16 protein-coding genes, 2 tRNA genes and 2 rRNA genes are annotated in these 21418 nt (G+C 41.1%); 10 read left to right on the top strand and 10 right to left on the bottom strand.

Going from position 1 to position 21418, the window contains the following annotated elements; genetic code table 11:
- Positions 1 to 5 precede the first annotated feature (5 nt).
- From ACDG22_RS12910 to ACDG22_RS12900, 3 genes are read right to left on the bottom strand one after another with little or no spacing between them, the layout of a single operon-like run.
- Positions 6 to 689 carry a CDP-alcohol phosphatidyltransferase family protein gene (locus tag ACDG22_RS12910; protein WP_007567681.1) on the bottom strand — a complete coding sequence of 228 codons (684 nt, stop codon included), beginning with the start codon at positions 687 to 689 and terminating at the stop codon, positions 6 to 8.
- Positions 667 to 1140, bottom strand: a complete 474-nt coding sequence (locus ACDG22_RS12905) for a GtrA family protein (protein WP_085960423.1) — start codon at positions 1138 to 1140, stop codon at positions 667 to 669. Before ACDG22_RS12905 ends, ACDG22_RS12910 begins: the two co-directional genes overlap by 23 nt.
- A 41-nt stretch (positions 1141 to 1181) precedes the next feature.
- Positions 1182 to 1661: a phosphatidylglycerophosphatase A family protein gene (locus tag ACDG22_RS12900; protein WP_007567677.1), complete on the bottom strand. Its 480-nt coding sequence runs from the start codon at positions 1659 to 1661 to the stop codon at positions 1182 to 1184.
- 227 nt (positions 1662 to 1888) lie between these two features.
- Between ACDG22_RS12900 and ACDG22_RS12895 the strand changes: the two genes are divergently transcribed.
- The 5 genes from ACDG22_RS12895 (at position 1889) to secG (ending at position 7589) form a co-directional block, all read left to right on the top strand.
- A complete protein-coding gene (locus tag ACDG22_RS12895) occupies positions 1889 to 4522 on the top strand; it encodes a DUF5686 and carboxypeptidase-like regulatory domain-containing protein (protein ID WP_227994624.1) in 2634 nt (877 codons plus the stop codon).
- 66 nt (positions 4523 to 4588) lie between these two features.
- Positions 4589 to 5890 (top strand): sigma-54 interaction domain-containing protein, encoded by a 1302-nt coding sequence (locus ACDG22_RS12890; protein WP_007567674.1) that lies wholly within the window; start codon positions 4589 to 4591, stop codon positions 5888 to 5890.
- Positions 5877 to 6404 carry an LptE family protein gene (locus ACDG22_RS12885; protein WP_007567673.1) on the top strand — a complete coding sequence of 176 codons (528 nt, stop codon included), beginning with the start codon at positions 5877 to 5879 and terminating at the stop codon, positions 6402 to 6404. The genes ACDG22_RS12890 and ACDG22_RS12885 overlap by 14 nt, the downstream gene beginning before the upstream one ends.
- A 9-nt stretch (positions 6405 to 6413) precedes the next feature.
- Entirely contained in the window at positions 6414 to 7196 is a 783-nt protein-coding gene (locus ACDG22_RS12880; protein ID WP_007567670.1) for a hypothetical protein, read from the top strand.
- Positions 7197 to 7211: 15 nt separating this feature from the next.
- Positions 7212 to 7589 (top strand): preprotein translocase subunit SecG, encoded by a 378-nt coding sequence (secG, locus tag ACDG22_RS12875; RefSeq protein WP_040311912.1) that lies wholly within the window; start codon positions 7212 to 7214, stop codon positions 7587 to 7589.
- 295 nt (positions 7590 to 7884) lie between these two features.
- Here secG and ACDG22_RS12870 read toward each other — a convergent pair whose 3' ends face one another.
- The gene (locus ACDG22_RS12870) at positions 7885 to 8439 is read right to left on the bottom strand and encodes an NADH peroxidase (RefSeq protein WP_007567666.1); all 555 of its coding nucleotides are present in this window, start codon (positions 8437 to 8439) and stop codon (positions 7885 to 7887) included.
- A gap of 51 nt (positions 8440 to 8490) precedes the next feature.
- A complete protein-coding gene (locus ACDG22_RS12865; RefSeq protein WP_007567665.1) occupies positions 8491 to 8910 on the bottom strand; it encodes a Fur family transcriptional regulator in 420 nt (139 codons plus the stop codon).
- Positions 8911 to 9071: 161 nt separating this feature from the next.
- On the opposite strand from ACDG22_RS12865, the gene ACDG22_RS12860 reads away from it, so the two are divergent.
- Entirely contained in the window at positions 9072 to 11006 is a 1935-nt protein-coding gene (locus ACDG22_RS12860) for an NAD(+) synthase (RefSeq protein WP_007567663.1), read from the top strand.
- A 205-nt stretch (positions 11007 to 11211) separates the two neighbouring features.
- Here the strand turns inward: ACDG22_RS12860 and ACDG22_RS12855 are convergent, their stop codons facing one another.
- The 5 genes from ACDG22_RS12855 to ACDG22_RS12835 form a co-directional block, all read right to left on the bottom strand.
- Positions 11212 to 13500 carry an outer membrane beta-barrel family protein gene (locus tag ACDG22_RS12855; RefSeq protein WP_270230422.1) on the bottom strand — a complete coding sequence of 763 codons (2289 nt, stop codon included), beginning with the start codon at positions 13498 to 13500 and terminating at the stop codon, positions 11212 to 11214.
- A gap of 9 nt (positions 13501 to 13509) precedes the next feature.
- The gene (locus ACDG22_RS12850) at positions 13510 to 14631 is read right to left on the bottom strand and encodes a tetratricopeptide repeat protein (protein WP_270230423.1); all 1122 of its coding nucleotides are present in this window, start codon (positions 14629 to 14631) and stop codon (positions 13510 to 13512) included.
- A 5-nt stretch (positions 14632 to 14636) separates the two neighbouring features.
- Positions 14637 to 15140 (bottom strand): TonB family protein, encoded by a 504-nt coding sequence (locus ACDG22_RS12845; RefSeq protein WP_270230424.1) that lies wholly within the window; start codon positions 15138 to 15140, stop codon positions 14637 to 14639.
- A 14-nt stretch (positions 15141 to 15154) separates the two neighbouring features.
- Positions 15155 to 15604 carry a LytTR family DNA-binding domain-containing protein gene (locus ACDG22_RS12840; RefSeq protein WP_007567653.1) on the bottom strand — a complete coding sequence of 150 codons (450 nt, stop codon included), beginning with the start codon at positions 15602 to 15604 and terminating at the stop codon, positions 15155 to 15157.
- A 197-nt stretch (positions 15605 to 15801) separates the two neighbouring features.
- Positions 15802 to 15981: a hypothetical protein gene (locus ACDG22_RS12835; protein ID WP_370858911.1), complete on the bottom strand. Its 180-nt coding sequence runs from the start codon at positions 15979 to 15981 to the stop codon at positions 15802 to 15804.
- Between the two features lie 519 nt (positions 15982 to 16500).
- Between ACDG22_RS12835 and ACDG22_RS12830 the strand changes: the two genes are divergently transcribed.
- The 4 genes from ACDG22_RS12830 to ACDG22_RS12815 all read left to right on the top strand — a co-directional run bounded on the left by ACDG22_RS12830 (position 16501) and on the right by ACDG22_RS12815 (position 21370).
- A 16S ribosomal RNA gene (locus tag ACDG22_RS12830) occupies positions 16501 to 18028 on the top strand.
- A 124-nt stretch (positions 18029 to 18152) separates the two neighbouring features.
- Positions 18153 to 18226, top strand: a tRNA-Ile gene (locus ACDG22_RS12825).
- An 83-nt stretch (positions 18227 to 18309) separates the two neighbouring features.
- Positions 18310 to 18386: transfer RNA gene (locus ACDG22_RS12820), tRNA-Ala, on the top strand.
- A 104-nt stretch (positions 18387 to 18490) separates the two neighbouring features.
- Positions 18491 to 21370: ribosomal RNA gene (locus ACDG22_RS12815) — 23S ribosomal RNA — on the top strand.
- Together the 16S and 23S rRNA genes with 2 tRNA genes alongside form the textbook arrangement of a ribosomal RNA operon.
- Positions 21371 to 21418 lie beyond the last annotated feature (48 nt).

Raw genomic sequence — 21418 nt, 5'->3', positions numbered from 1 at the left:
ATCTATTATTTTTTCATAAGTTGTCTGCGGCTATACTCAATGCGTGCAAAAGCTGTGATATTAGCAAAAATGGCGATAAAGCCCATAGGAACAATTAAAATAAGCATTGGATCGAAAGATAAATCTGGATTTTGTGTAGCAACAATGCCGCATATCAGTAATCCTAGGCTTGTTAATACCACTCGTTCTGGACGTTGCATAAAGCCGATTTTACACTCTAAACCGAGGCCTTCAGCACGGGCACGTACATAGCTTACCATTAATGAGCCGACGAGGGCAGCAAATGTAATAATAGCTCCTAATAGGTAGTCATGTCCAATTAAGCAAAAGCAAATACCTCCCAGTGTTACTAATTCACTGTATCGGTCTAGTACAGAATCGTACATTGCTCCAAATGTTGAAGACATACCTCCGATACGAGCCACCTGACCGTCCATCATATCAAATAGTGATGACAGTAGAATAACTCCACCTGCCCATCCTATTAAACTATAATGATTCATATCTTGGTTTATACCTGCATAAACCAGAATACAAGCTCCTGCTAGGTTCCCGAGGAATCCGATTGTTGTAACCAGATTAGGAGTTATCCCGATCTTAATCATTCCATGAACCAAAGGATTAATGATTTTGTAAATTAATTGCTGAAGTGAATCACGCAATTTTTTAGCTTGTTTTTTTATTTCCATGTTGGTTTGTGATTTGTTTTATTTTATTTTTGAGTTTTTCATTGATATGTGCATCTTTAAAGACAAATGTCTTGTGTAGATTATAGTTCCATAATATCGCAACTATAATAGATACGCTGACCTTGGCGATAATGAAAGCTGTTGATTGATTTATTGAGATAAAACTATTTTGTAACGTAAGAAATTCAGTTAATAGATAAGTCCCCCATAAATTTAGTCCAATGCTTCCTATCCATACCAAAGTGTACTTTATGATGACAGGAATAGGGCTACAGTCTTCTGTCTGGAAAGTCCACTTATAATTAATAGCACAGTTAGTTAATCCTCCGCTGATAGAACCGATTAGTGTCGCATATACATAGTATACATTTGCACATTGATTCAATAAAATGCTTATCAGAAAGTCGACAAAAGTAGCAATCTGTGCAGAGAGCTGCGCTCTGATGAACATAAATAGCCCTCCCTTTTTGCAAATAGATATGAATAAATTTTTCACGCGCACACGAATCGATACAAAAGAATGACTATGCCTCCATATATTCCCGACAGGATATCATCCGCCATGATACCGTATCCGGAAGGTAATTTTTCAGCCTGTTTGATACCTAATGGTTTAAGTATATCGAAAAAACGAAACAAAATAAATGCTGCAAACATATATCCGATATAATTGTCTGCCGGTACAGCAAGTAGAGCAATCCATGTTCCAACCATTTCATCGATTACTACGCGCGATGGATCTTTGCCCCAATATTTTTCAGAAACCCCCGATGACCAGATGCCTAAAAAAGTAAATATGCAAACAAGTAAAAATGTACATTGTAATGTTTGGTAGTAATCATTAAATAAAGATGCATATCCCCACCAGATAAGTGTGGCAAGCAATGCCCCAGCTGTACCCGGTGCGATAGGACTGTACCCTGAGCCAAAGCCACTTGCTATCAGGTTATGGAATAATGGTATTTTAGACATGTTTATTAATCTTGAAAATTATACGAATCTTTTTTTGTTTGAGTGCACAAAATTACGCTTTTTCTCTGAATTGACTTTCCTAAAAATCTAAATTAATAATAGTTAATACTGCATAAAAGACGGTCTATTTATCGTTTTTGTTACTACTTGACTTGTCTAAAACAATAAAGAGCAGTAATTTCGCCTCTGTTTTTATGAATATCGAAAAAAGCGTATTGAAATTTTTTATGGTAAAACGATTACTCCTAATAATGACATTTTGCATTTGGGCTGTAGGTCTGTGTGCTCAAATTCACGGAGTTGTTATTGATTCCGATACAGGAGATCCAATTCCTTATTTGAATGTTTATTATGATGGGAAAGGTGTAGGTACAATCACAGATATCGATGGAAAATATTCGATAGATTATCATCCGGGGTGGACAAAGTTAACATTTTCGATGGTGGGATATGCTACACAAGTGATAACAGTTTCTTCTAAGACAACCGAACTGAATATAAGTATGAAGTCGGATTTGGTTCTCGATGAAGTTATTGTAAAGCCCAAGCGTGAAAAGTATTCACGTAAAAATAATCCGGCAGTAGAACTTATGAAGAAAGTAGTTGCTTCAAAAGAGAAAACAAATTTGGAGCAAAACGACTATTATCATTATAATAAGTATCAGAAGATTACTTTTGCGATGAATAATATTACCACAGATTCATTGCGAGAGTCGTGGCTGTTTAAGAAGTATCCTTTTTTTCGGGATCAGGTAGAAACTTGTGATGTAACGGGAAAAAATATCCTGCCGCTTTCTGTTGATGAAACTGTTTCGGAGAAAATCTTTAGAAAAAATCCACGTTCGGAGAAGACAATTATTCAGGGAATAAATTCAACCGGAGTCAATGAACTGTTTAGTACAGGTGATATGCTGACTACGGTTTTGAAGGATGTTTTTCAGGATATAGATATTTATGAAGATCGTTTCCGCTTTTTGCAGTATCCGTTCGATAGCCCTGTTTCGGACGCAGGTATTCGTTTTTATAAGTTCTATATAATGGATACGGTATATGTAGAGCGGGATAAATGCTTCCATTTATCTTTTGTCCCTAATAACTCTCAGGATTTTGGTTTTACTGGACATCTGTATATTTTGGCAGACTCAACTTATCGTGTAAAAGAATGTCAGTTGAACTTGCCTAAAAAAACGGATATTAATTTCGTTGATAATATGATCATCGACCAAAAATTTGGTGAACTTCCTACTGGTGAATGGGCTTTATTGGAAGATGACATGTTGTGCGAACTGTCATATCTAAAGAAAGTATTGGGCTCTTATCTTGTAAGGCGTACTACCCGCTATTTTGATTTTACTTTTGATCCTTTGCCTGATAAGCTTTTTAAGAAGAAAGGTGATGAGATAAAAGATGTCAATGCAATGATGCGTGATGACAAATATTGGAGTCAGTACAGGCAAGAAGATTTGACTCAGTCGGAAAACAGAATGAGCAGTTTTGTTGACGACTTGACCAAAATAAAAGGATTCAAGTATATCATGTTCGTATTGAAAGCTTTTATTGAAAACTTCGTGGAGACCAGTACGCCGGATAGTAAGGTAGATATAGGTCCCATCAATACCATGATTACTTCAAATTATATTGATGGACTTCGTTTGCGTGCTTCGGCCCAGACTACGGCAAACCTGAATCCGCATTTGTTTTTGAAAGGGTATTATGCATATGGTTTTAAAGACCAGAAATCCAAATATATGGGTGAGGTAGAGTATTCATTCGACAAGAAGGAATATTTGCCGCGTGAATTCCCTAAACATTCACTCACGTTTACTTATCAATATGATAATATGTTGCCTTCTGATAAGTTTATTAATACAGATAAGGATAATGTATTTACTTCATTGAAGGTTTGTACTGTCGATCAGTATAATTATGAGCGTAAGGCTACCATAAAATATGAACGTGAACGGGAGTTTGGCTTTAAAACGACTGCAATGATTCGCTATGCTAACTATGAGCCATGCGGAGAATTGTTCTATCGTACGATGGCCGGTGAAAGCTCATTGCAGACGTTTATTGCTGAACAGCAGTTGTCTGGACAAAAATGGGTACATTCTCCATTCAATACTCATGACATTACGGTAGCTGAAGCATCTGTTGCATTCCGCTATGCTCCTGGTGAAACATTTGTCAACACCAAACAGCGGCGTCTTCCTATCAATCTGGATGCTCCGGTGTTTACTTTGCAGCATACATTGGCTTTGAAAGGTGTATTGGGAGGCGATTATACGTATAATGTAACGGAAGCAAGTGTCTATAAACGTTTCTGGTTTAGTTCATGGGGAAATGTTGATGCCCGTTTGAAAGGAGGTATTCAGTGGAATAAAGTACCATTCCCGCTGTTGATTATGCCCGCTGCCAATCTTTCTTATATCATTCAGGATGAGACATTCAATTTGATTAACAATATGGAGTTCTTAAACGACCGTTATGCTTCATTGGATGTTTCATGGAATATGCAAGGTAAATTGTTCAATCGTATTCCATTGTTGAAAAAACTGAAATGGCGTGAGTTTATTGGCGTAAAATGTTTGTGGGGAACGTTGACCGATAAAAATAATCCGTTCCTGGAGCAAAACCGTAATGACGATATACTGATGAAGTTCCCGGGACATTATGATTATAATGGAGAATACCGCTATTCAAGCAATGTGATGGATCCCAAGAAGCCTTATGTGGAGATTACCGCTGGTATACATAATATCTTCAAGCTTTTGCATGTAGAGTATGTACGCCGTTTGAATTATAACAATCTTCCAACTGCAAACAAGTGGGGTATTCGCTTTATGATTCGTACCGTATTTTAAAATTTCTGCCAAAATTGCCTGATGTATTAAACTTTTTGTAATTTTGTCATATATTGAATGTAGAATATGGTAAAGTCAGAAATACAGAATATAAAGTTGCGATTTGGCATTATTGGTAATGCCGAAGGCTTAAATCGGGCTATTGACATTGCAATACAGGTTGCTCCTACAGATTTGTCTGTACTGGTAACAGGAGAAAGTGGTGTCGGTAAAGAAAGCTTTCCGCAAATTATTCACCAGTTCAGTCGCCGCAAACACGGTCCCTATATCGCAGTCAACTGTGGTGCAATACCTGAAGGAACTATTGATTCAGAGCTTTTCGGGCATGAGAAAGGGGCTTTTACCGGAGCTATCAGTGACCGTAACGGATATTTTGCTGAAGCCAATGGGGGAACGATTTTTTTGGATGAGGTGGGCGAACTACCATTATCCACACAAGCTCGTTTGTTGCGTGTCCTTGAGTCTGGCGAATATATTAAGGTAGGTTCTTCTAAAGTTCAGAAGACGGATGTGCGTATTGTTGCTGCTACAAACGTGAATTTTGCAGATGCAATAGCGGAAGGACGTTTCCGTGAAGACTTGTATTATCGTTTGAATACAGTTCCAATCAAAATACCTCCTTTGCGTGAGCGTCCGGATGATATTGCTTTGCTGTTCCGTAAGTTTGCTGCTGACTTTGCTGAAAAATATCGTATGCCTGCCATTCAGTTGACTGACGATGCCAGACATATGCTTGTATCATATTCCTGGCCTGGCAATATTCGTCAGTTGAAAAATATAACAGAACAGATTTCTATTATAGAAACCAACCGCGATATTACAGCAGACATTTTACAGGGGTATTTGCCTGCGCAACCGGTATCTCGTCTGCCGGCTTTATTGGGAGTGAAGAATACTTCCGGAGGAAAAGGCTTTGAAAGCGAGCGTGAAATTCTTTATCAGGTTTTGTTTGATATGCGTCGCGATGTAACCGAGCTGAAAAAACTGGTTCACGATATTATGTCCGAACGTGCCGGAACTCCGATAAATCATTCTACGGAAACTGCGACTGTACATTATTTACAGAATCCGGTAGGAATGGTACAAGACCCCCCAGTAGTGGTCGCTCCGGTTTCTGTGCCTGTTGTAAAGCCTTCTGTTTCGTCTGTAAATACTATATCTCCAGTAAAGGTTTCTTCGGATGAAGTAGCAGAAGTTCAAGATACAGAAGAATATGTAGAAGAAAATCTTTCTTTGGATGAAGTGGAGAAAGAAATGATTCGGAAAGCATTGGAACGCCATCACGGCAAACGCAAGAATGCGGCGAATGATTTAAAAATATCAGAGCGTACGCTCTATCGAAAAATAAAAGAATATGGGCTTGATTAAAAAATATTATAAGTTAGTTTCTGTTTTGTCTGTTGCTGTCTGTATAATGGCGGCATGTACTGTGTCATATAAGTTTAATGGTGCATCCATTAATTATGATAAGGTAAAAACAATTTCTTTCGAAAATTTCCCGAACCGTTCTGCAGCGTTTGTATGGGGACCTATGGAGTCGATGTTTAATACGGCTTTGCAGGATATATACATGCAGCAAACTCGCTTGAAACAGGTTAGACAAGGGGGAGATTTGGAATTGTCAGGTGAGATTACAAACTACGATGCTTATAATAAGGGTGTAGGTTCCGACGGTTATTCTACTATGGCTGAGTTGAGAATGACTGTTAATGTACGTTTCGTGAATAACACAAATCATGCTGAAGATTTTGAACAGCAATTTTCTGCGAGCCGTGAGTATAATGCAAGCCAGCAGTTGTCTTCTGTTCAGGAAGATCTGGTTAACCAGATGATCGATGAAATAGTGGAACAAATATTTAATGCAACAGTAGCGAACTGGTAATTCATTCAAATGATGCAGCAACGTTTATATGAGTGGATATTGCATCCGGAATATTTGAATAAGGATAGCTTGTTTGAGTTGAGAAATTTATTGGCTCGCTATCCTTATTTTCAGACAGTCCGGTTACTTTATCTGAAAAATCTCTTCTTGCTTCAGGATGCTGATTTCAAGGATGAATTAAGGAAAAGTGCATTGTATATAGCCGATTTAAGTGTTCTTTTCTATTACATCGAAGGAGAGCGTCTGGTAATAAAGAAACACCCCTCTGAAAAAAACGTATCAAGTGATTCCTCTACTGACCGGACTTTAGATTTGATAGACCGTTTCTTGTCGGATTTATCGGAGGAAACTTCTATGGAACTGCCATTGCCAGCAGAAGTTAATGTAGATTATACTTCCATTTTGATGCAGGAACCTGATGCAGAGCCTGCTTCTTCTGCCATGTTGAAAGGCCAGGATTTGATTGATAACTTTATTGAACAGTCAGCAGGTTCTGAAACCTTGGCTGTGGTGGAAGAGGATGACTTGATGCAAGAATCAGATACGACAGATGAAGTTCCGGAGGAAACAGATATACAAGAGCAAGAAGATGAGGTAGCGAGAGTAGAAGAAAGTTCGGATGAAAATTATTTTACTGAAACTTTGGCTAAGATCTATGTAAAACAGCAACGATATGACAAAGCTCTTGAAATAATTAAAAAATTAAATTTGAAATATCCAAAAAAAAATGCTTACTTTGCAGACCAAATAAGATTTTTGGAAAAATTGATTATTAACGCTAAATCAAAATAAAAGAAAATGTATTCATTGTATTTATTATTTGTAGGATTAATCGTACTTGCAGCTGTGTTGATGTGTTTTGTCGTGTTGATACAGAATTCTAAGGGAGGAGGTCTCTCTTCTAGTTTTGCTGCTTCAAACCAGATTATGGGAGTTCGCAAAACAACAGATTTTATTGAAAAACTTACTTGGGGATTGGCTATTTTTATGGTTGTAGTGAGTGTTGCTACAGCTTATGTTATTCCTACCACAAGCGAAGCTTCATCTGTTATTATGGATCAGGCAGTAAAAGAACAGAAAACTAACCCTCTGAATGCTCCTGCAGGATTTGCTGCTCCTCAGTCTGATGCAGCAACCGATCAGCCTGTTGCTGCTCCTGCAGCTAAAGATTCTGCTGCTAATTAATAAAAAAGATATATTGCAGAATGAGCGACCCTCGAAAAAGGGTCGCTTTTTTATTGTCTATAAAAACTAGCTATTCCTTGATTTGAGTTACTGCAAGGTTTATTTATTGGGTTGGAGCTAGCTAGATCAGGACTATTATTGTCTAAAGTTATTGAACGGGTGTATTTCGTGTTGGAAGAGTGATGACAAAAGAGTTATACTGATTGCTATTAATATGGTATAGTTGGGAGTAAATAAAAAAAGAGACTGCTTTGAATAAGCAGCCTCTTTCTACCTTAATTATTGGAAGGATTTATTATTTCTTGAAATATCTGTTGTACAGACCTTCGAAACCTTTACCATGACGAGCTTCGTCTTTTGCCATTTCGTGAACTGTATCGTGGATTGCATCCAAGTTCAGCTGTTTAGCACGAGTAGCGATACGTTTCTTGTCTTCGCAAGCACCGCATTCAGCGTTCATACGTTTTTCCAAGTTAGTTTTTGTATCCCATACGCAGTCACCCAGCAATTCTGCGAATTTTGCAGCGTGTTCTGCTTCTTCCCAAGCGTAACGCTTGAAAGCTTCAGCTACTTCAGGATAGCCTTCACGGTCTGCCTGACGGCTCATTGCCAAGTACATACCAACTTCTGTACATTCGCCCATGAAGTGGTTGTTCAAATCCTTAATCATTTCGTCGTCGCAACCTTTAGCTACACCGATAACGTGTTCGTCAACAAACTGCAAGCCACCTTCTGCTGTTTCTTCCATTTCTTTAAATTTAGAAGCTGGAGCTTTACACAAAGGGCATTTTTCAGGAGCTGTTTCACCTTCATAGATGTAACCACATACAGTACAGATAAATTTTTTCATAAGTCAAAAAGTTTTAGTTATTAGTAATATTTTATTTGCCATTTACAGGCATTAATTTTCATTTTTCTCGTTTAGACATTCAGGACAGATACCTTTATAATAATGATGTATTTCCTCTATTTGAAATCCATCTTTATGTAAGAGGTCTGCCTCTTCGCTTTCCGTTTTCATTGGAATGTCATATATTTTTCCGCAAGTTTTGCATTGGAAATGTGCATGCATAGAAGTATCTCCGTCAAAACATGCATTGCGTTCGTCAATAGTTAACATGCGTGCTGCACCATGCTCAATAAACAGCTTCAATGTATTGTATACAGTTGTTTTCGACAGGGTGGGTATATCTTTGCATAATGCTAAATAAATTTCATCTATACACGGGTGTGTATGATGCTTTAGCAAGTAGTCCATAATAGCAATGCGTTGTACGGATGGCTTGATGTTATAGCTAAGCAGATATTCGTAAACGTTCATGTTATTCTTTTTATTTTGTAATTGTTACAATTTTAATTCTTTGGCAAAGATATAAAGATTTTCTTAAAATCCAAAGCAAAGTTAGTTTTTTTATTTTTCTCATAGTGAACAATAAATAATTCCTATCTTTGCAGTAATGCACTATTTATATAACAATTTATATGAAATATGGTTTTGTAAAAGTGGCAGCTGCTATACCTTTAGTGAAGGTGGCCGATTGCCAGTTTAATGCTCAGCAGACAAGTAAACTGATTGTCGAAGCTGATTCGAAAGGCGTACAGGTTATTATTTTTCCGGAATTAAATCTAACTGGATATTCGTGTGGCGATTTGTTCGGGCAGACTTTATTGCTTGAGCAGGCAGAAATAGCTTTGATGCAGGTTATGAATGAAACTCGTCAGTTGGATATCATATCTATTGTGGGCATGCCTGTTGTTGTCAATTCTACCTTGATGAACTGTGCTGTGGTCTGCCAGCGTGGAAAAATATTGGGAATTGTTCCTAAAACATATTTGCCTAACTATAAAGAATTTTACGAGCAGCGTTGGTTTGCTCCATCAACGGCACATGCAGATGATGAGATGGTTCGTATATGTGGGCAGCATGTTCCTGTCAGTTCCGATTTGATATTTGAATCAACAGATTTATGTTTTGGCGTAGAAATTTGTGAAGATGTATGGGCTACCATCCCTCCAAGTTCTCATTTGGCATTGAAAGGAGCTGATGTAATATTCAATATGTCTGCTGATACCGAAAATATCAGTAAGCATCAGTATTTGCGTTCTTTGCTGGCACAGCAGTCTGCTCGTTGTCTGGCTGGATATGTTTTTGCTTCTTCTGGATTTGGAGAGTCTACTACTGATGTCGTTTTTGCAGGAAACGCTCTTATTTATGAGAACGGAACACTACTGGCTGCTTCCGAACGCTTCTCATTTGAGGAACAGTTGGTTGTCAGTGAAATTGATATCGAACGTTTGAGAGGAGAGCGAATGGTGAATACGACTTTTGCTGCTAGCGTACGGACATATAAAGACTATCCGGTAAAGCGTATTCCAATTGAAATGACTAAAGCGAATGAAGATTTTACATTGACACGTGCGGTGGAACCTCATCCTTTTGTTCCGGCAGGAGGTAAGTTGCTTGATGAACGCTGTGAGGAAATCTTTTCAATTCAGGTAGCGGGATTGGCTAAGCGTTTGGTACATACGGGATGTAAAACGGTAGTTGTCGGCATTTCCGGTGGATTGGATTCTACACTGGCTTTGCTGGTATGTGTAAAAACGTTCGATAAACTTGGATTGTCCCGAAAGGGTATTGTCGGCATTACGATGCCGGGATTTGGAACAACCGACCGTACTTATCATAATGCTTTGGATTTGATGAGTTCATTGCAGGTAACGACGAAAGAAATCAGTATACGCGATGCTTGCATCCAGCATTTTAAAGATATTGATCATGACATATCTGTTCATGATGTAACTTATGAAAATGGTCAGGCTCGTGAGCGTACTCAGATTCTGATGGACTATGCAAATAAGGTAGGAGGACTGGTAATTGGTACAGGCGATCTTTCCGAACTGGCACTGGGCTGGGCTACATACAATGGTGATCATATGTCTATGTATGGAGTAAATGCAAGTATACCGAAAACACTGGTTCGGTATTTGGTTACTTGGGTAGCAGAAACCGGAGTGGATGAAAAATCACGTGCAACGCTTCTCGATATTATCGATACCCCGATCAGTCCCGAACTGATTCCTGCAGATGAAAATGGAAATATCAAGCAGAAAACAGAAGATTTGGTCGGACCTTACGAATTGCATGATTTCTTCCTTTTCCATTTCTTGCGTTTCGGTTCTCGTCCGGCAAAGATTTTCTATTTGGCAGAGATTGCTTTCCGTGATGTGTACGATAAAGAAACAATAAAGAAGTGGCTTGTAAATTTCTGCCGTCGTTTCTTTAATCAACAGTTCAAACGCTCTTGTTTGCCTGACGGTCCTAAGGTGGGATCTGTTTCTTTAAGTCCTCGTGGTGATTGGCGTATGCCGAGCGATGCTAGTTCAGCATTGTGGTTACAGGAATGTGAACAGCTATAATGATATTGAAGAAAATGACATGCCGGAAGCAACTGTTTGGCTTTTGGCATGTCATTTTATTTTTTAGGCATCTTTCCCTGAAATCATCAGAAAAACATCAGCATCTTTTCTTGAAAACATCAGCATCTTTTTTTATTTTTTCAGCAATTTTTCATCCTTTCTTCTGCATCTTTTTAAACGTACATTCTCTGGTATGCAGATTAGTCTATAATCCAAATCTTTGAGTGTCTATTTCTTTCACTTCTTTTTTTTTGAATCCTTTGAACTTATAGCTGAAAGACAGGGTCAAACTGCGCTGGTTTCGTTTGACGCTCATGTCTGCAATTTGAACTCCGTTGCGTATGGTTGTATATGGATTCATCGAATTGAATATGTCATTTAGGCGCAGCTGTATGGAAGCTGCTTGATTAAGAAATGTATATCGGATAGCGGCATCTGTCTTTCCCATAGGCTTTATCGTATAACTTCCCTGTATTCCTTTGGTTTGTCCGAAGGCACTGAGTTCTATTTTTATATCCGGTTTTTGGGATAGTGTAAATGTGTTATTCCAAATACCTATTCCTGTCCATTGTTTTCGGTCGAAAGGAGCATCAAAATAATGGCTGGCTTTGTCGTGTTTCAGGATTGCGCTTAGCGATAGTCGGCTACTCCACCATTTCCCGATTTTAAAGGGGAGGATGGAAGAAAATGTAAGTTGATTCATATAGTCCCAGTTCTGATAATTATATATGGACTTCAGTTCGTTGGGAGGCAGGTACATCATTTGCGTAAAGTAATGAGGTCTGTGGCTGTAGCGCATCTGAAAAATATATTTGCGTTTTAATATATAGCTAAGATGGGCGGAATAATCGGTGTACGGCTTGAGGTAAGTGTTGCCTATTGTTACTTGGTAATTGTCGATATGGTTTATGGCTCCACTCATTACCCAATAGCTTGGATATGTCTTGTCGGAGTTGAATGAAAATTGTAACAAATGGAAAGGGGAAATAATGTATCCAAGTTGTAGGGTAGGGTATATGGCCCATTTTTTATAATTCATCATTGTGTAAAACTCCAGCGAAACGGATGCGCTTAAACTTAGTTTCTTGTTGAATTTATATTCGGAGCCTGCATATAAATTATAGGTGTATTCCTTTATTCGGGAGTCCAGATTCTGTTTGCTCATTGTTGGGGCATCGTATTGTTGCCGGTTACTGTTGGTTACATACGAAAAGGAAGTGCCATAGTCCAATTGCCATGCCTGATTGAGAATATGATGTTGGTCTGCGTATATTTTGCAACGGTTAATCACTTGCCTGGACGAGCTGAGAAATTTCTGCAAAGCTTCAACCGGTTGAAGTGTTTGAAAATGTTGATCCTCTATATTCCGGTAGTAAGTATAATCTGCGCCGGTTTTTAATCCGGAAGCTGAAGTCAGGTATAGTGAGAGATTGTGTACCTGGATTTGACTGTTGGAAATGTTTTCAGATGCAAACTGATTGCCGGAAGCTGTCAGGGTGTTTTGATCGTCAGGAGTAAGACTGGTTGTATAATCCAGACTTAGGCTGCTTTGAGAAGTAAATTTATAGGTGCTGCCAATTTTCAGCAGATGCGTGTTGCTTCGACCTTCTCCGGAGAAGTTTTGGCAGACATGGTGTTGGTTGCCATCGACTGTATGGAGAGTTTCCAGACTATTACCCTGACGGCTGTATTCATTAGTAAAATGATAGGTAAAATCTGCATCAAACTTTTTGGAGGTATAGGCTAGCGTAATACCACCTTCTCCGTCGCTTTGCTGCTTTTGGCTGTAGGATCCGTTGATTTCTCCTTGTAATTTGCCTTCATCTGTTTTATGCTTTGGGGTATGAATATTTATGGATGCACCACGAACATGGTATTGTGGGGGAGTGGTGTACATGATTTCGACTTTCTCCACTCGTGAGGCTGGCATGCTTTTCAGGAGTGTAAGAATTTGCTCGTAAGTCATGGAAGATACCTTGTCGTTTAATAAGATATTAACCGAACCACTTCCTGCGAGTGTCAGAGTTCCATTATATTCCATAATTCCGGGAAGGTTTTTGATAACTTCATAGGCATTGGTTACAAGCTTGGTGTTTGTCAGCTGGGTAATGTCATATATCAGTTTGCTTCCTTCCATTTTTAGCAGAGGTTTTTCTCCTTCGATTATTATTTCACGAAGCTGATTGTCTTTAGGATGCATGATGATGTGGTGTCGGATATTGTTTTCCTGAAAACATTTTCTTATTGTCTGGAATAGCAGGTGTTGTACGGTCAGACAGTAATTTTCCCGTTTTTGACGGAAATGGAAGTTTCCTTCCTTGTCGGTTATCGTTGCCTCGATAAATACAGAGTCGGCCGACTGGAGTATAACTGTTGCTCCGTCTATTCCTTGTTGTGAAGCATCTGTTACCTTACCTTCTATAACTTGTGCAGACAGGTGGGTACAAAGAGTTCCCGCACATATCACAATGCCTAATATGATCAGTCGTTTCATACGTTTGGGTTATTTGTTTGTTTTCCCTTGAAAAAATCTCTCTACGTTGAGTTCTTTTATATAGCTTTCGGCATCTTGAAGCATATTTGTATATTTCTTCGGCTTTCCGGCCTGCTCGACCGCTTTGATGAATTTTTCGTAATAGACGGCCTCTTGTTCAGGCTGTTGCAATTTGCCGTATAAGAAGGCCGTCTGGTATAGCATATGCAGCTTCTCTGGGTTTTCTTTTAAAATCTTGTCGTAGCAGGCAATGGCATCCTTGTATTGATGGAGTTGAATGTGGTTTGTTGCTGCTGTTTCATACAGAGAAATAACCAGTTGCTTGTCGGGCTGTAAGAGATCAAGTGCATCTTTTATGTCCTGCTGGCTTTCTTTTATCATGCCTATTTTACTTCCTATTACACCCAGTTGAGATAAAATGTAAGCATTTTTCCTCTCTGATAGATTATTGGCACGGACCAGACAATCGTATGCTTGGCTGAGGCTGTCTGTGTATGCATACGATAGTCCGAGATAATATTCCGTACTGGCCTGTCTGTCACCGGATTGTCTGATTTTCTGGTACAGTTTGATAGCATCTTGGTGCAATCCTGCCTGATTGTATGCGTATGCTTTCAGTCTGTTTATGTTTAAGTCGGTAGAGTCAATGGAGGTGTATCGGCATAGATATGTCAGCGCAGAATCAGGTTGCTCCATGCTTAAAAAATTTTGGGCAAGTGCGATAGTGTTATTCTGATTCTCTATATCTTGCATTGCAATTATTTTGCGGTATATAAGCGCAGAGTCTGGTTTTTCTAGTTTGTCGTAGCATTTGGCGATAGTATTCAGTTTGATTTCCGAAGAGTCTTCTTTTATAAATGTATTATATAGCTCAATACTTTGCTGGTAGTACCCCCTTTGGTAATAACAATTGGCCAGTGCATGTACGATCGTATCAGAAACATGTATGCTGAGTGCTTTTTTGTAGTTCGATAAAGATTTTTGCAGCTTCCCTTTTCGATGGTATTCTTCTCCTTGCATGTAATAGACTTTCCAGTTGGTTGAATCGCTTGGAAGTTGATAGATTGAAGTTCTTGCATAACAAAATACAGTCATCATCAGGCTGATAAAACAAATGATAGAATGCTTCATAGTGGTTATTTTTCAGGTTTAAACGAAACGGGTAGGGTGAACTCCATGTTGACTTTGGTGCCGTCTGTGAGTTCGGCAGGTGCCCATTGTGGAGATTCTTTCAGAAGACTTATTACTGCTTGTTCGAAAGCTTTCTCTTTTGGGGATTCAAGAATCTGAAATTTTTCCAGCTTGCCGGCTGTATTTACTGTAAACTTGATGACGACTTTTGCATCTTTATTTTCAAGTCCTTTGGGATATTTCAAATTTTGGGCTATCCATGAATAAAAGGCTGTAATGTCTTTATCTTTATCAAAACGAGGACGCTTGAGTATTGTCTTCTTAGGATGAATGGATACGGTTTGTAACATTTCAGTATTATCTGTTTTTTTTATTGTGCTTTTATAATATATCCATCCACTTATTCCAAGTATAGCTAATGATATGAGTGTATATAGATATATACGCTTACTATGCTGTTCGGGTTTACTCTTTCCTAAGAAATAAACTTCATTATCTTCTTTATTCATAATTATTTAATATTTTAAATGATTGATTTTTCAACTAATGATTTCAATACTTTCAGGGCTTCTTTCGAAACATGCAAAATGAACTTTGCAGAAGTTTTTGTATCAGCAAGTATAAGTTCTTGTTTGTTGATATTTATTACATATATGAAGTTGCTGTTTATCACAAGGCTTCTGCCTACTCGAATAAATATACTGGCATGGTCTTTTAATTGTTGTTCTATGATTTTTTCAAAAGCTGATAGGTTGAAGGAAAATGTATATTCTTCACCATTTATTAATTTCATAGTTGTGTAGCTGCCGTCTGAACTGATGTAGACAATTCCGGTATCTAAGACTCTTACCAATATGGTATTGTTGGAAACTGTTAGGTAATTTGGCATAACATTAAATGTATTCATTAAATGTGTTTCTATAATTGTATCAAACAAAGGAAGAAATTTTTGGTCAGATAGTGTAATTCTCATTTTGCTTTTTTGTGAAATCCCTTTTTCATTTTATGAATTTATCTAGAATCGTTTTTTGATATTCTTTTGTAGCGGTATTCTTTTATATGTTCTGATTATTTTACGAGGATTTATTTTGTACACAGTAAAATGTTCTTTGGAATGTTGATGACGAGTTGGGAGATGTACTAATAGTATTAGTTATTATGTGGTGTATTTCAGGTAAAAACATGCCGTTGTTTTGATGAAGAGAAGGCGTTGTTTTTCCATTGTGCCGCTTTTTGCGGATAATGCGGTGTGTTTTCCTTCGCGCACATGCGCCCGCCCGCGCAATAAATATTATTGTGCATGTTTTCCTCCTCCTTCTGCATATGCTGAAAAAATATGCCGCGTAACATATCTGTTTTCCAGTGTCTTACGAAAAAACTTTGGAAAACGGTCAAAAAAAAGTCGTGTAAAAGTTGGAGTTTGAAAAAAAGTGCGTAATTTTGCACCCGCTTTCGAGAGAGAAACGCGCTGAAGCATTGACAGAGTGAACGTGAGGTTTCCGGTTTTTCGGTTGTTGCCTTGTATCTTACCTTAGCGGTGCTAAGGGAGCGAGAAGGGCTTGCGGTTCCGGTTTCTGACCGCTGGAAAATTTTTTCGAAAAAAAACTTCGAAAAAATTTGGTGGTTAAGAAAAAAACTCTTACCTTTGCAAACGCTTTCGCTAACAAACGGAAGCTTAGAAATAAGAGATAGTTCTTTGAAAGACTTTAGATAAACAAACGAAATGTAGTACAAGCAGTAGTCATGTGATATATATATAATGTGTATCCGTAATGAAGTGATAAAACCGTCAATCTGATTAAATAATCAAGAAACATTCGGTCACCTGAACAGAGATAAAAAGTACTCGCAAGAGTAAAAAGATATTTTACAATGAAGAGTTTGATCCTGGCTCAGGATGAACGCTAGCTACAGGCTTAACACATGCAAGTCGAGGGGCAGCATGAACTTAGCTTGCTAAGTTTGATGGCGACCGGCGCACGGGTGAGTAACACGTATCCAACCTTCCGTTTACTCAGGGATAGCCTTTCGAAAGAAAGATTAATACCTGATAGTATGGTGAGATTGCATGATGGCACCATTAAAGATTTATTGGTAAACGATGGGGATGCGTTCCATTAGGTAGTAGGCGGGGTAACGGCCCACCTAGCCTGCGATGGATAGGGGTTCTGAGAGGAAGGTCCCCCACATTGGAACTGAGACACGGTCCAAACTCCTACGGGAGGCAGCAGTGAGGAATATTGGTCAATGGGCGAGAGCCTGAACCAGCCAAGTAGCGTGAAGGATGAAGGTCCTACGGATTGTAAACTTCTTTTATACGGGAATAAAGTTTCCTACGTGTAGGATTTTGTATGTACCGTATGAATAAGCATCGGCTAACTCCGTGCCAGCAGCCGCGGTAATACGGAGGATGCGAGCGTTATCCGGATTTATTGGGTTTAAAGGGAGCGCAGACGGGAGATTAAGTCAGTTGTGAAAGTTTGCGGCTCAACCGTAAAATTGCAGTTGATACTGGTTTCCTTGAGTGCAGTTGAGGCAGGCGGAATTCGTGGTGTAGCGGTGAAATGCTTAGATATCACGAAGAACCCCGATTGCGAAGGCAGCTTGCTAAACTGTAACTGACGTTCATGCTCGAAAGTGTGGGTATCAAACAGGATTAGATACCCTGGTAGTCCACACGGTAAACGATGGATACTCGCTGTTGGCGATATACTGTCAGCGGCCAAGCGAAAGCATTAAGTATCCCACCTGGGGAGTACGCCGGCAACGGTGAAACTCAAAGGAATTGACGGGGGCCCGCACAAGCGGAGGAACATGTGGTTTAATTCGATGATACGCGAGGAACCTTACCCGGGCTTAAATTGCAGACGAATTACGAGGAAACTTGTAAGCCGCAAGGCGTCTGTGAAGGTGCTGCATGGTTGTCGTCAGCTCGTGCCGTGAGGTGTCGGCTTAAGTGCCATAACGAGCGCAACCCTCGTGGTCAGTTACTAACAGGTTAAGCTGAGGACTCTGGCCAGACTGCCATCGTAAGATGTGAGGAAGGTGGGGATGACGTCAAATCAGCACGGCCCTTACGTCCGGGGCTACACACGTGTTACAATGGGAGGTACAGAAGGCTGCTACCCGGCAACGGGATGCCAATCCCCAAAACCTCTCTCAGTTCGGACTGGAGTCTGCAACCCGACTCCACGAAGCTGGATTCGCTAGTAATCGCGCATCAGCCACGGCGCGGTGAATACGTTCCCGGGCCTTGTACACACCGCCCGTCAAGCCATGAAAGCCGGGGGTACCTGAAGTGCGTAACCGCAAGGAGCGCCCTAGGGTAAAACCGGTAATTGGGGCTAAGTCGTAACAAGGTAGCCGTACCGGAAGGTGCGGCTGGAACACCTCCTTTCTGGAGCGTGACCTGAATAAGGGTTTTGTCCCTTGTGCTGCATGGGAGTTTGTTTAACGATATAGAAGAGAGAAAGATGAAGCCGAGTCGGTAACAGACTAGGTTGAACTGAATCACAAAAGCTAGTCCTATAGCTCAGTTGGTTAGAGCGCTACACTGATAATGTAGAGGTCGGCAGTTCAACTCTGCCTGGGACTACCCGAAAAAAAAAGGAAGAAAAAACTTCCTTAAAAATTTGCAGTAACGAAGGAAAACGCTTACCTTTGCAGCTGCAAAAAAACGGGGGATTAGCTCAGCTGGCTAGAGCACCTGCTTTGCACGCAGGGGGTCAACGGTTCGAATCCGTTATTCTCCACCATAAAGATAGGTCTATGACATGATGTAACAAGCAAAAAGTAATTTTAGTACGAAAGCTAAAAGTATATATCATCCCGCACTATAATATATAGTGTGCACGTGATAAGGAAAGTAGGAAAGGGCGCATGGCGGATGCCTTGGCTCTCGGAGGCGATGAAGGACGTGATAAGCTGCGATAAGTCACGGGGAGGTGCAAATAACCCTTGATCCGTGAATCTCCGAATGGGACAACCCGTTACCTTGAAGAGGTAACATCCATCAATGATGGAGGCTAACGCAGGGAACTGAAACATCTTAGTACCTGCAGGAAAAGAAAATAACAATGATTCCCCCAGTAGTGGCGAGCGAACGGGGAAGAGCCCAAACCGTTCATGTTACGGCATGGACGGGGTTGTAGGACCGCGTCGTTGCAAGAAATTTTGCGAGAAGAACGATCTGGAAAGTTCGGCCGAAGACGGTGACAGCCCGGTATTCTAAGCAAGACGAAGCATAGCGGTATCCTGAGTAGCGCGGAACACGAGGAATTCTGCGTGAATCTGCCGGGACCATCCGGTAAGGCTAAATACTCCCGAGAGACCGATAGTGGACCAGTACCGTGAGGGAAAGGTGAAAAGCACTTCGAACAGAAGAGTGAAATAGTACCTGAAACCGTGCGCCTACAAGCGGTCGGAGCACGAAAGTGTGACGGCGTGCCTTTTGCATAATGAACCTACGAGTTGCCGTCTTTGGCAAGGTTAAGGGACATGAGTCCCGCAGCCGAAGCGAAAGCGAGTCTGAACAGGGCGTCAAGTCAGCGGCGGCAGACGCGAAACCAAGTGATCTACCCTTGGCCAGGATGAAGTCTGGGTAACACCAGATGGAGGTCCGCACCAATAAGCGTTGAAAAGCTTCTGGATGAGCTGAGGGTAGGGGTGAAAGGCTAATCAAACTTGGAGATAGCTCGTACTCCCCGAAATGCATTTAGGTGCAGCCTTGCGGGTTACTGATGTGAGGTAGAGCGACTGATTGGATGCGAGGGCTTCACCGCCTATCAAGTCCTGACAAACTCCGAATGCGCATCAGTTCTACCGCAGGAGTGAGGGCATGGGTGCTAAGGTCCGTGCCCGAGAGGAGAAGAATCCGGACCACCGGCTAAGGTCCCGAAATGACAGCTAAGTTAAACTAACGAAGTCTGATTGCTAAGACAGCTAGGATGTTGGCTTGGAAGCAGCCATTCATTTAAAGAGTGCGTAACAGCTCACTAGTCGAGGAATCGGGCGTGGATAATAATCGGGTATGAAGTTGTCTACCGAAGCCGTGGGATCAGCAATGATCGGTAGGGGAGCATTCCATTCCGCGTCGAAGGCGTGGCGTGAGCCATTCTGGAGCGTATGGAAAAGCAAATGTAGGTATAAGTAACGATAAAGGGGGTGAGAAACCCCCTCGCCGAAAGACTAAGGTTTCCTGATCAACGCTAATCGGATCAGGGTCAGTCGGGTCCTAAGGCTCAGCCGAACGGCGAGGCCGATGGCAGAAACGGTTAATATTCCGTTACTACCTTTGAGGGTGACGTGGGGAAGCAGTAGTGACACTGCCGCGGGCTGACGGAATAGCCCGTTAAAGAGTGTAGGCGTTGATTTCCGCAGGCAAATCCACGGAAAGAGCCGAACTTGACAGTATGGAGCGTCCTTCGGGACAATCCAACAGCGCAGGTAATCAGACTGCCGAGAAAATCCGCTAAACATAACTTCAGAGGTACCCGTACCGCAAACGGACACACGTAGTCGGGTTGAATATACTAAGGCGCTTGGGTGAATCACGGTTAAGGAACTAGGCAAACTGACCCTGTAACTTCGGGATAAAGGGTCCCTCCTCGCAAGAGAGGGCGCAGAGAATAGGTCCAGGCAACTGTTTAACAAAAACACAGGGCTGTGCGAATATGAAAGTAGAAGTATACAGCCTGACACCTGCCCGGTGCTGGAAGGTTAAGAGGAGATGTCATCGCAAGAGAAGCATTGAATTGAAGCCCCAGTAAACGGCGGCCGTAACTATAACGGTCCTAAGGTAGCGAAATTCCTTGTCGGGTAAGTTCCGACCTGCACGAATGGTGTAATGATCCGGACGCTGTCTCAACCGTGAGCCCAGTGAAATTGTAGTATCGGTGAAGATGCCGATTACCCGCGATGGGACGAAAAGACCCCGTGAACCTTTACTATAGCTTAGCATTGAATTTGGGCACGCGATGTGTAGGATAGGTCGGAGGCTTTGAAGCAGTCACGCCAGTGTTTGTGGAGCCGCTGTTGAAATACGACCCTTTGTTTGTTTGAATTCTAACTCTTGGTAAGAGGACATTGCTTGGTGGGTAGTTTGACTGGGGTGGTCGCCTCCAAAAGCGTAACGGAGGCTTCTAAAGGTGCCCTCAGGACGATCGGTAACCGTCCGCAGAGTGTAATGGCAGAAGGGCGCTTGACTGGGAGACAGACAAGTCGAGCAGGTAGGAAACTAGAGCATAGTGATCCGGTGTTTCCGTATGGAAGGGACATCGCTCAAAGGATAAAAGGTACTCCGGGGATAACAGGCTGATCCCTCCCAAGAGCTCATATCGACGGAGTGGTTTGGCACCTCGATGTCGGCTCGTCACATCCTGGGGCTGGAGAAGGTCCCAAGGGTTGGGCTGTTCGCCCATTAAAGTGGCACGCGAGCTGGGTTCAGAACGTCGTGAGACAGTTCGGTCTCTATCTATCGTGGGCGTATGAAATTTGCGTGGCTCTGACACTAGTACGAGAGGACCGTGTTGGACCGACCTCTGGTTTACCGGTTGTGCCGCCAGGTGCATCGCCGGGTATCTAAGTCGGGATCGGATAAGTGCTGAAAGCATCTAAGTACGAAGCCGGTCACAAGATTAGATTTCTCAGGGTCGTCAAAGACGATGACGTTGATAGGATGCAGGTGTAAAGGTAGAGATACCAAAGCCGAGCATTACTAATTGCCCGTATGCTTTCCTTGTCAGGAAGGATGGGTGATATATACTTTCAGCTTCTTGAGAAGTGCTTG

Source organism: Phocaeicola coprocola (assembly GCF_041333015.1).
GTDB lineage: Bacteria > Bacteroidota > Bacteroidia > Bacteroidales > Bacteroidaceae > Phocaeicola > Phocaeicola coprocola.
Note: the sequence above shows the minus strand (reverse complement) of the source record. Positions and strands in the feature narration are given on the sequence as shown.

What these genes read in the sequence shown, in the direction of transcription:
- ACDG22_RS12910 (WP_007567681.1), bottom strand. Translation starts at nt 689, where the DNA reads ATGGAAATAAAAAAACAAGCTAAAAAATTGCGTGATTCACTTCAGCAA.
- ACDG22_RS12905 (WP_085960423.1), bottom strand. Translation starts at nt 1,140, where the DNA reads ATGTTCATCAGAGCGCAGCTCTCTGCACAGATTGCTACTTTTGTCGAC.
- ACDG22_RS12900 (WP_007567677.1), bottom strand. Translation starts at nt 1,661, where the DNA reads ATGTCTAAAATACCATTATTCCATAACCTGATAGCAAGTGGCTTTGGC.
- ACDG22_RS12895 (WP_227994624.1), top strand. Translation starts at nt 1,889, where the DNA reads ATGGTAAAACGATTACTCCTAATAATGACATTTTGCATTTGGGCTGTA.
- ACDG22_RS12890 (WP_007567674.1), top strand. Translation starts at nt 4,589, where the DNA reads ATGGTAAAGTCAGAAATACAGAATATAAAGTTGCGATTTGGCATTATT.
- ACDG22_RS12885 (WP_007567673.1), top strand. Translation starts at nt 5,877, where the DNA reads ATGGGCTTGATTAAAAAATATTATAAGTTAGTTTCTGTTTTGTCTGTT.
- ACDG22_RS12880 (WP_007567670.1), top strand. Translation starts at nt 6,414, where the DNA reads ATGATGCAGCAACGTTTATATGAGTGGATATTGCATCCGGAATATTTG.
- ACDG22_RS12870 (WP_007567666.1), bottom strand. Translation starts at nt 8,439, where the DNA reads ATGAAAAAATTTATCTGTACTGTATGTGGTTACATCTATGAAGGTGAA.
- ACDG22_RS12865 (WP_007567665.1), bottom strand. Translation starts at nt 8,910, where the DNA reads ATGAACGTTTACGAATATCTGCTTAGCTATAACATCAAGCCATCCGTA.
- ACDG22_RS12860 (WP_007567663.1), top strand. Translation starts at nt 9,072, where the DNA reads ATGAAATATGGTTTTGTAAAAGTGGCAGCTGCTATACCTTTAGTGAAG.
- ACDG22_RS12855 (WP_270230422.1), bottom strand. Translation starts at nt 13,500, where the DNA reads ATGAAACGACTGATCATATTAGGCATTGTGATATGTGCGGGAACTCTT.
- ACDG22_RS12850 (WP_270230423.1), bottom strand. Translation starts at nt 14,631, where the DNA reads ATGAAGCATTCTATCATTTGTTTTATCAGCCTGATGATGACTGTATTT.
- ACDG22_RS12845 (WP_270230424.1), bottom strand. Translation starts at nt 15,140, where the DNA reads ATGAATAAAGAAGATAATGAAGTTTATTTCTTAGGAAAGAGTAAACCC.
- ACDG22_RS12840 (WP_007567653.1), bottom strand. Translation starts at nt 15,604, where the DNA reads ATGAGAATTACACTATCTGACCAAAAATTTCTTCCTTTGTTTGATACA.
- ACDG22_RS12835 (WP_370858911.1), bottom strand. Translation starts at nt 15,981, where the DNA reads ATGTTACGCGGCATATTTTTTCAGCATATGCAGAAGGAGGAGGAAAAC.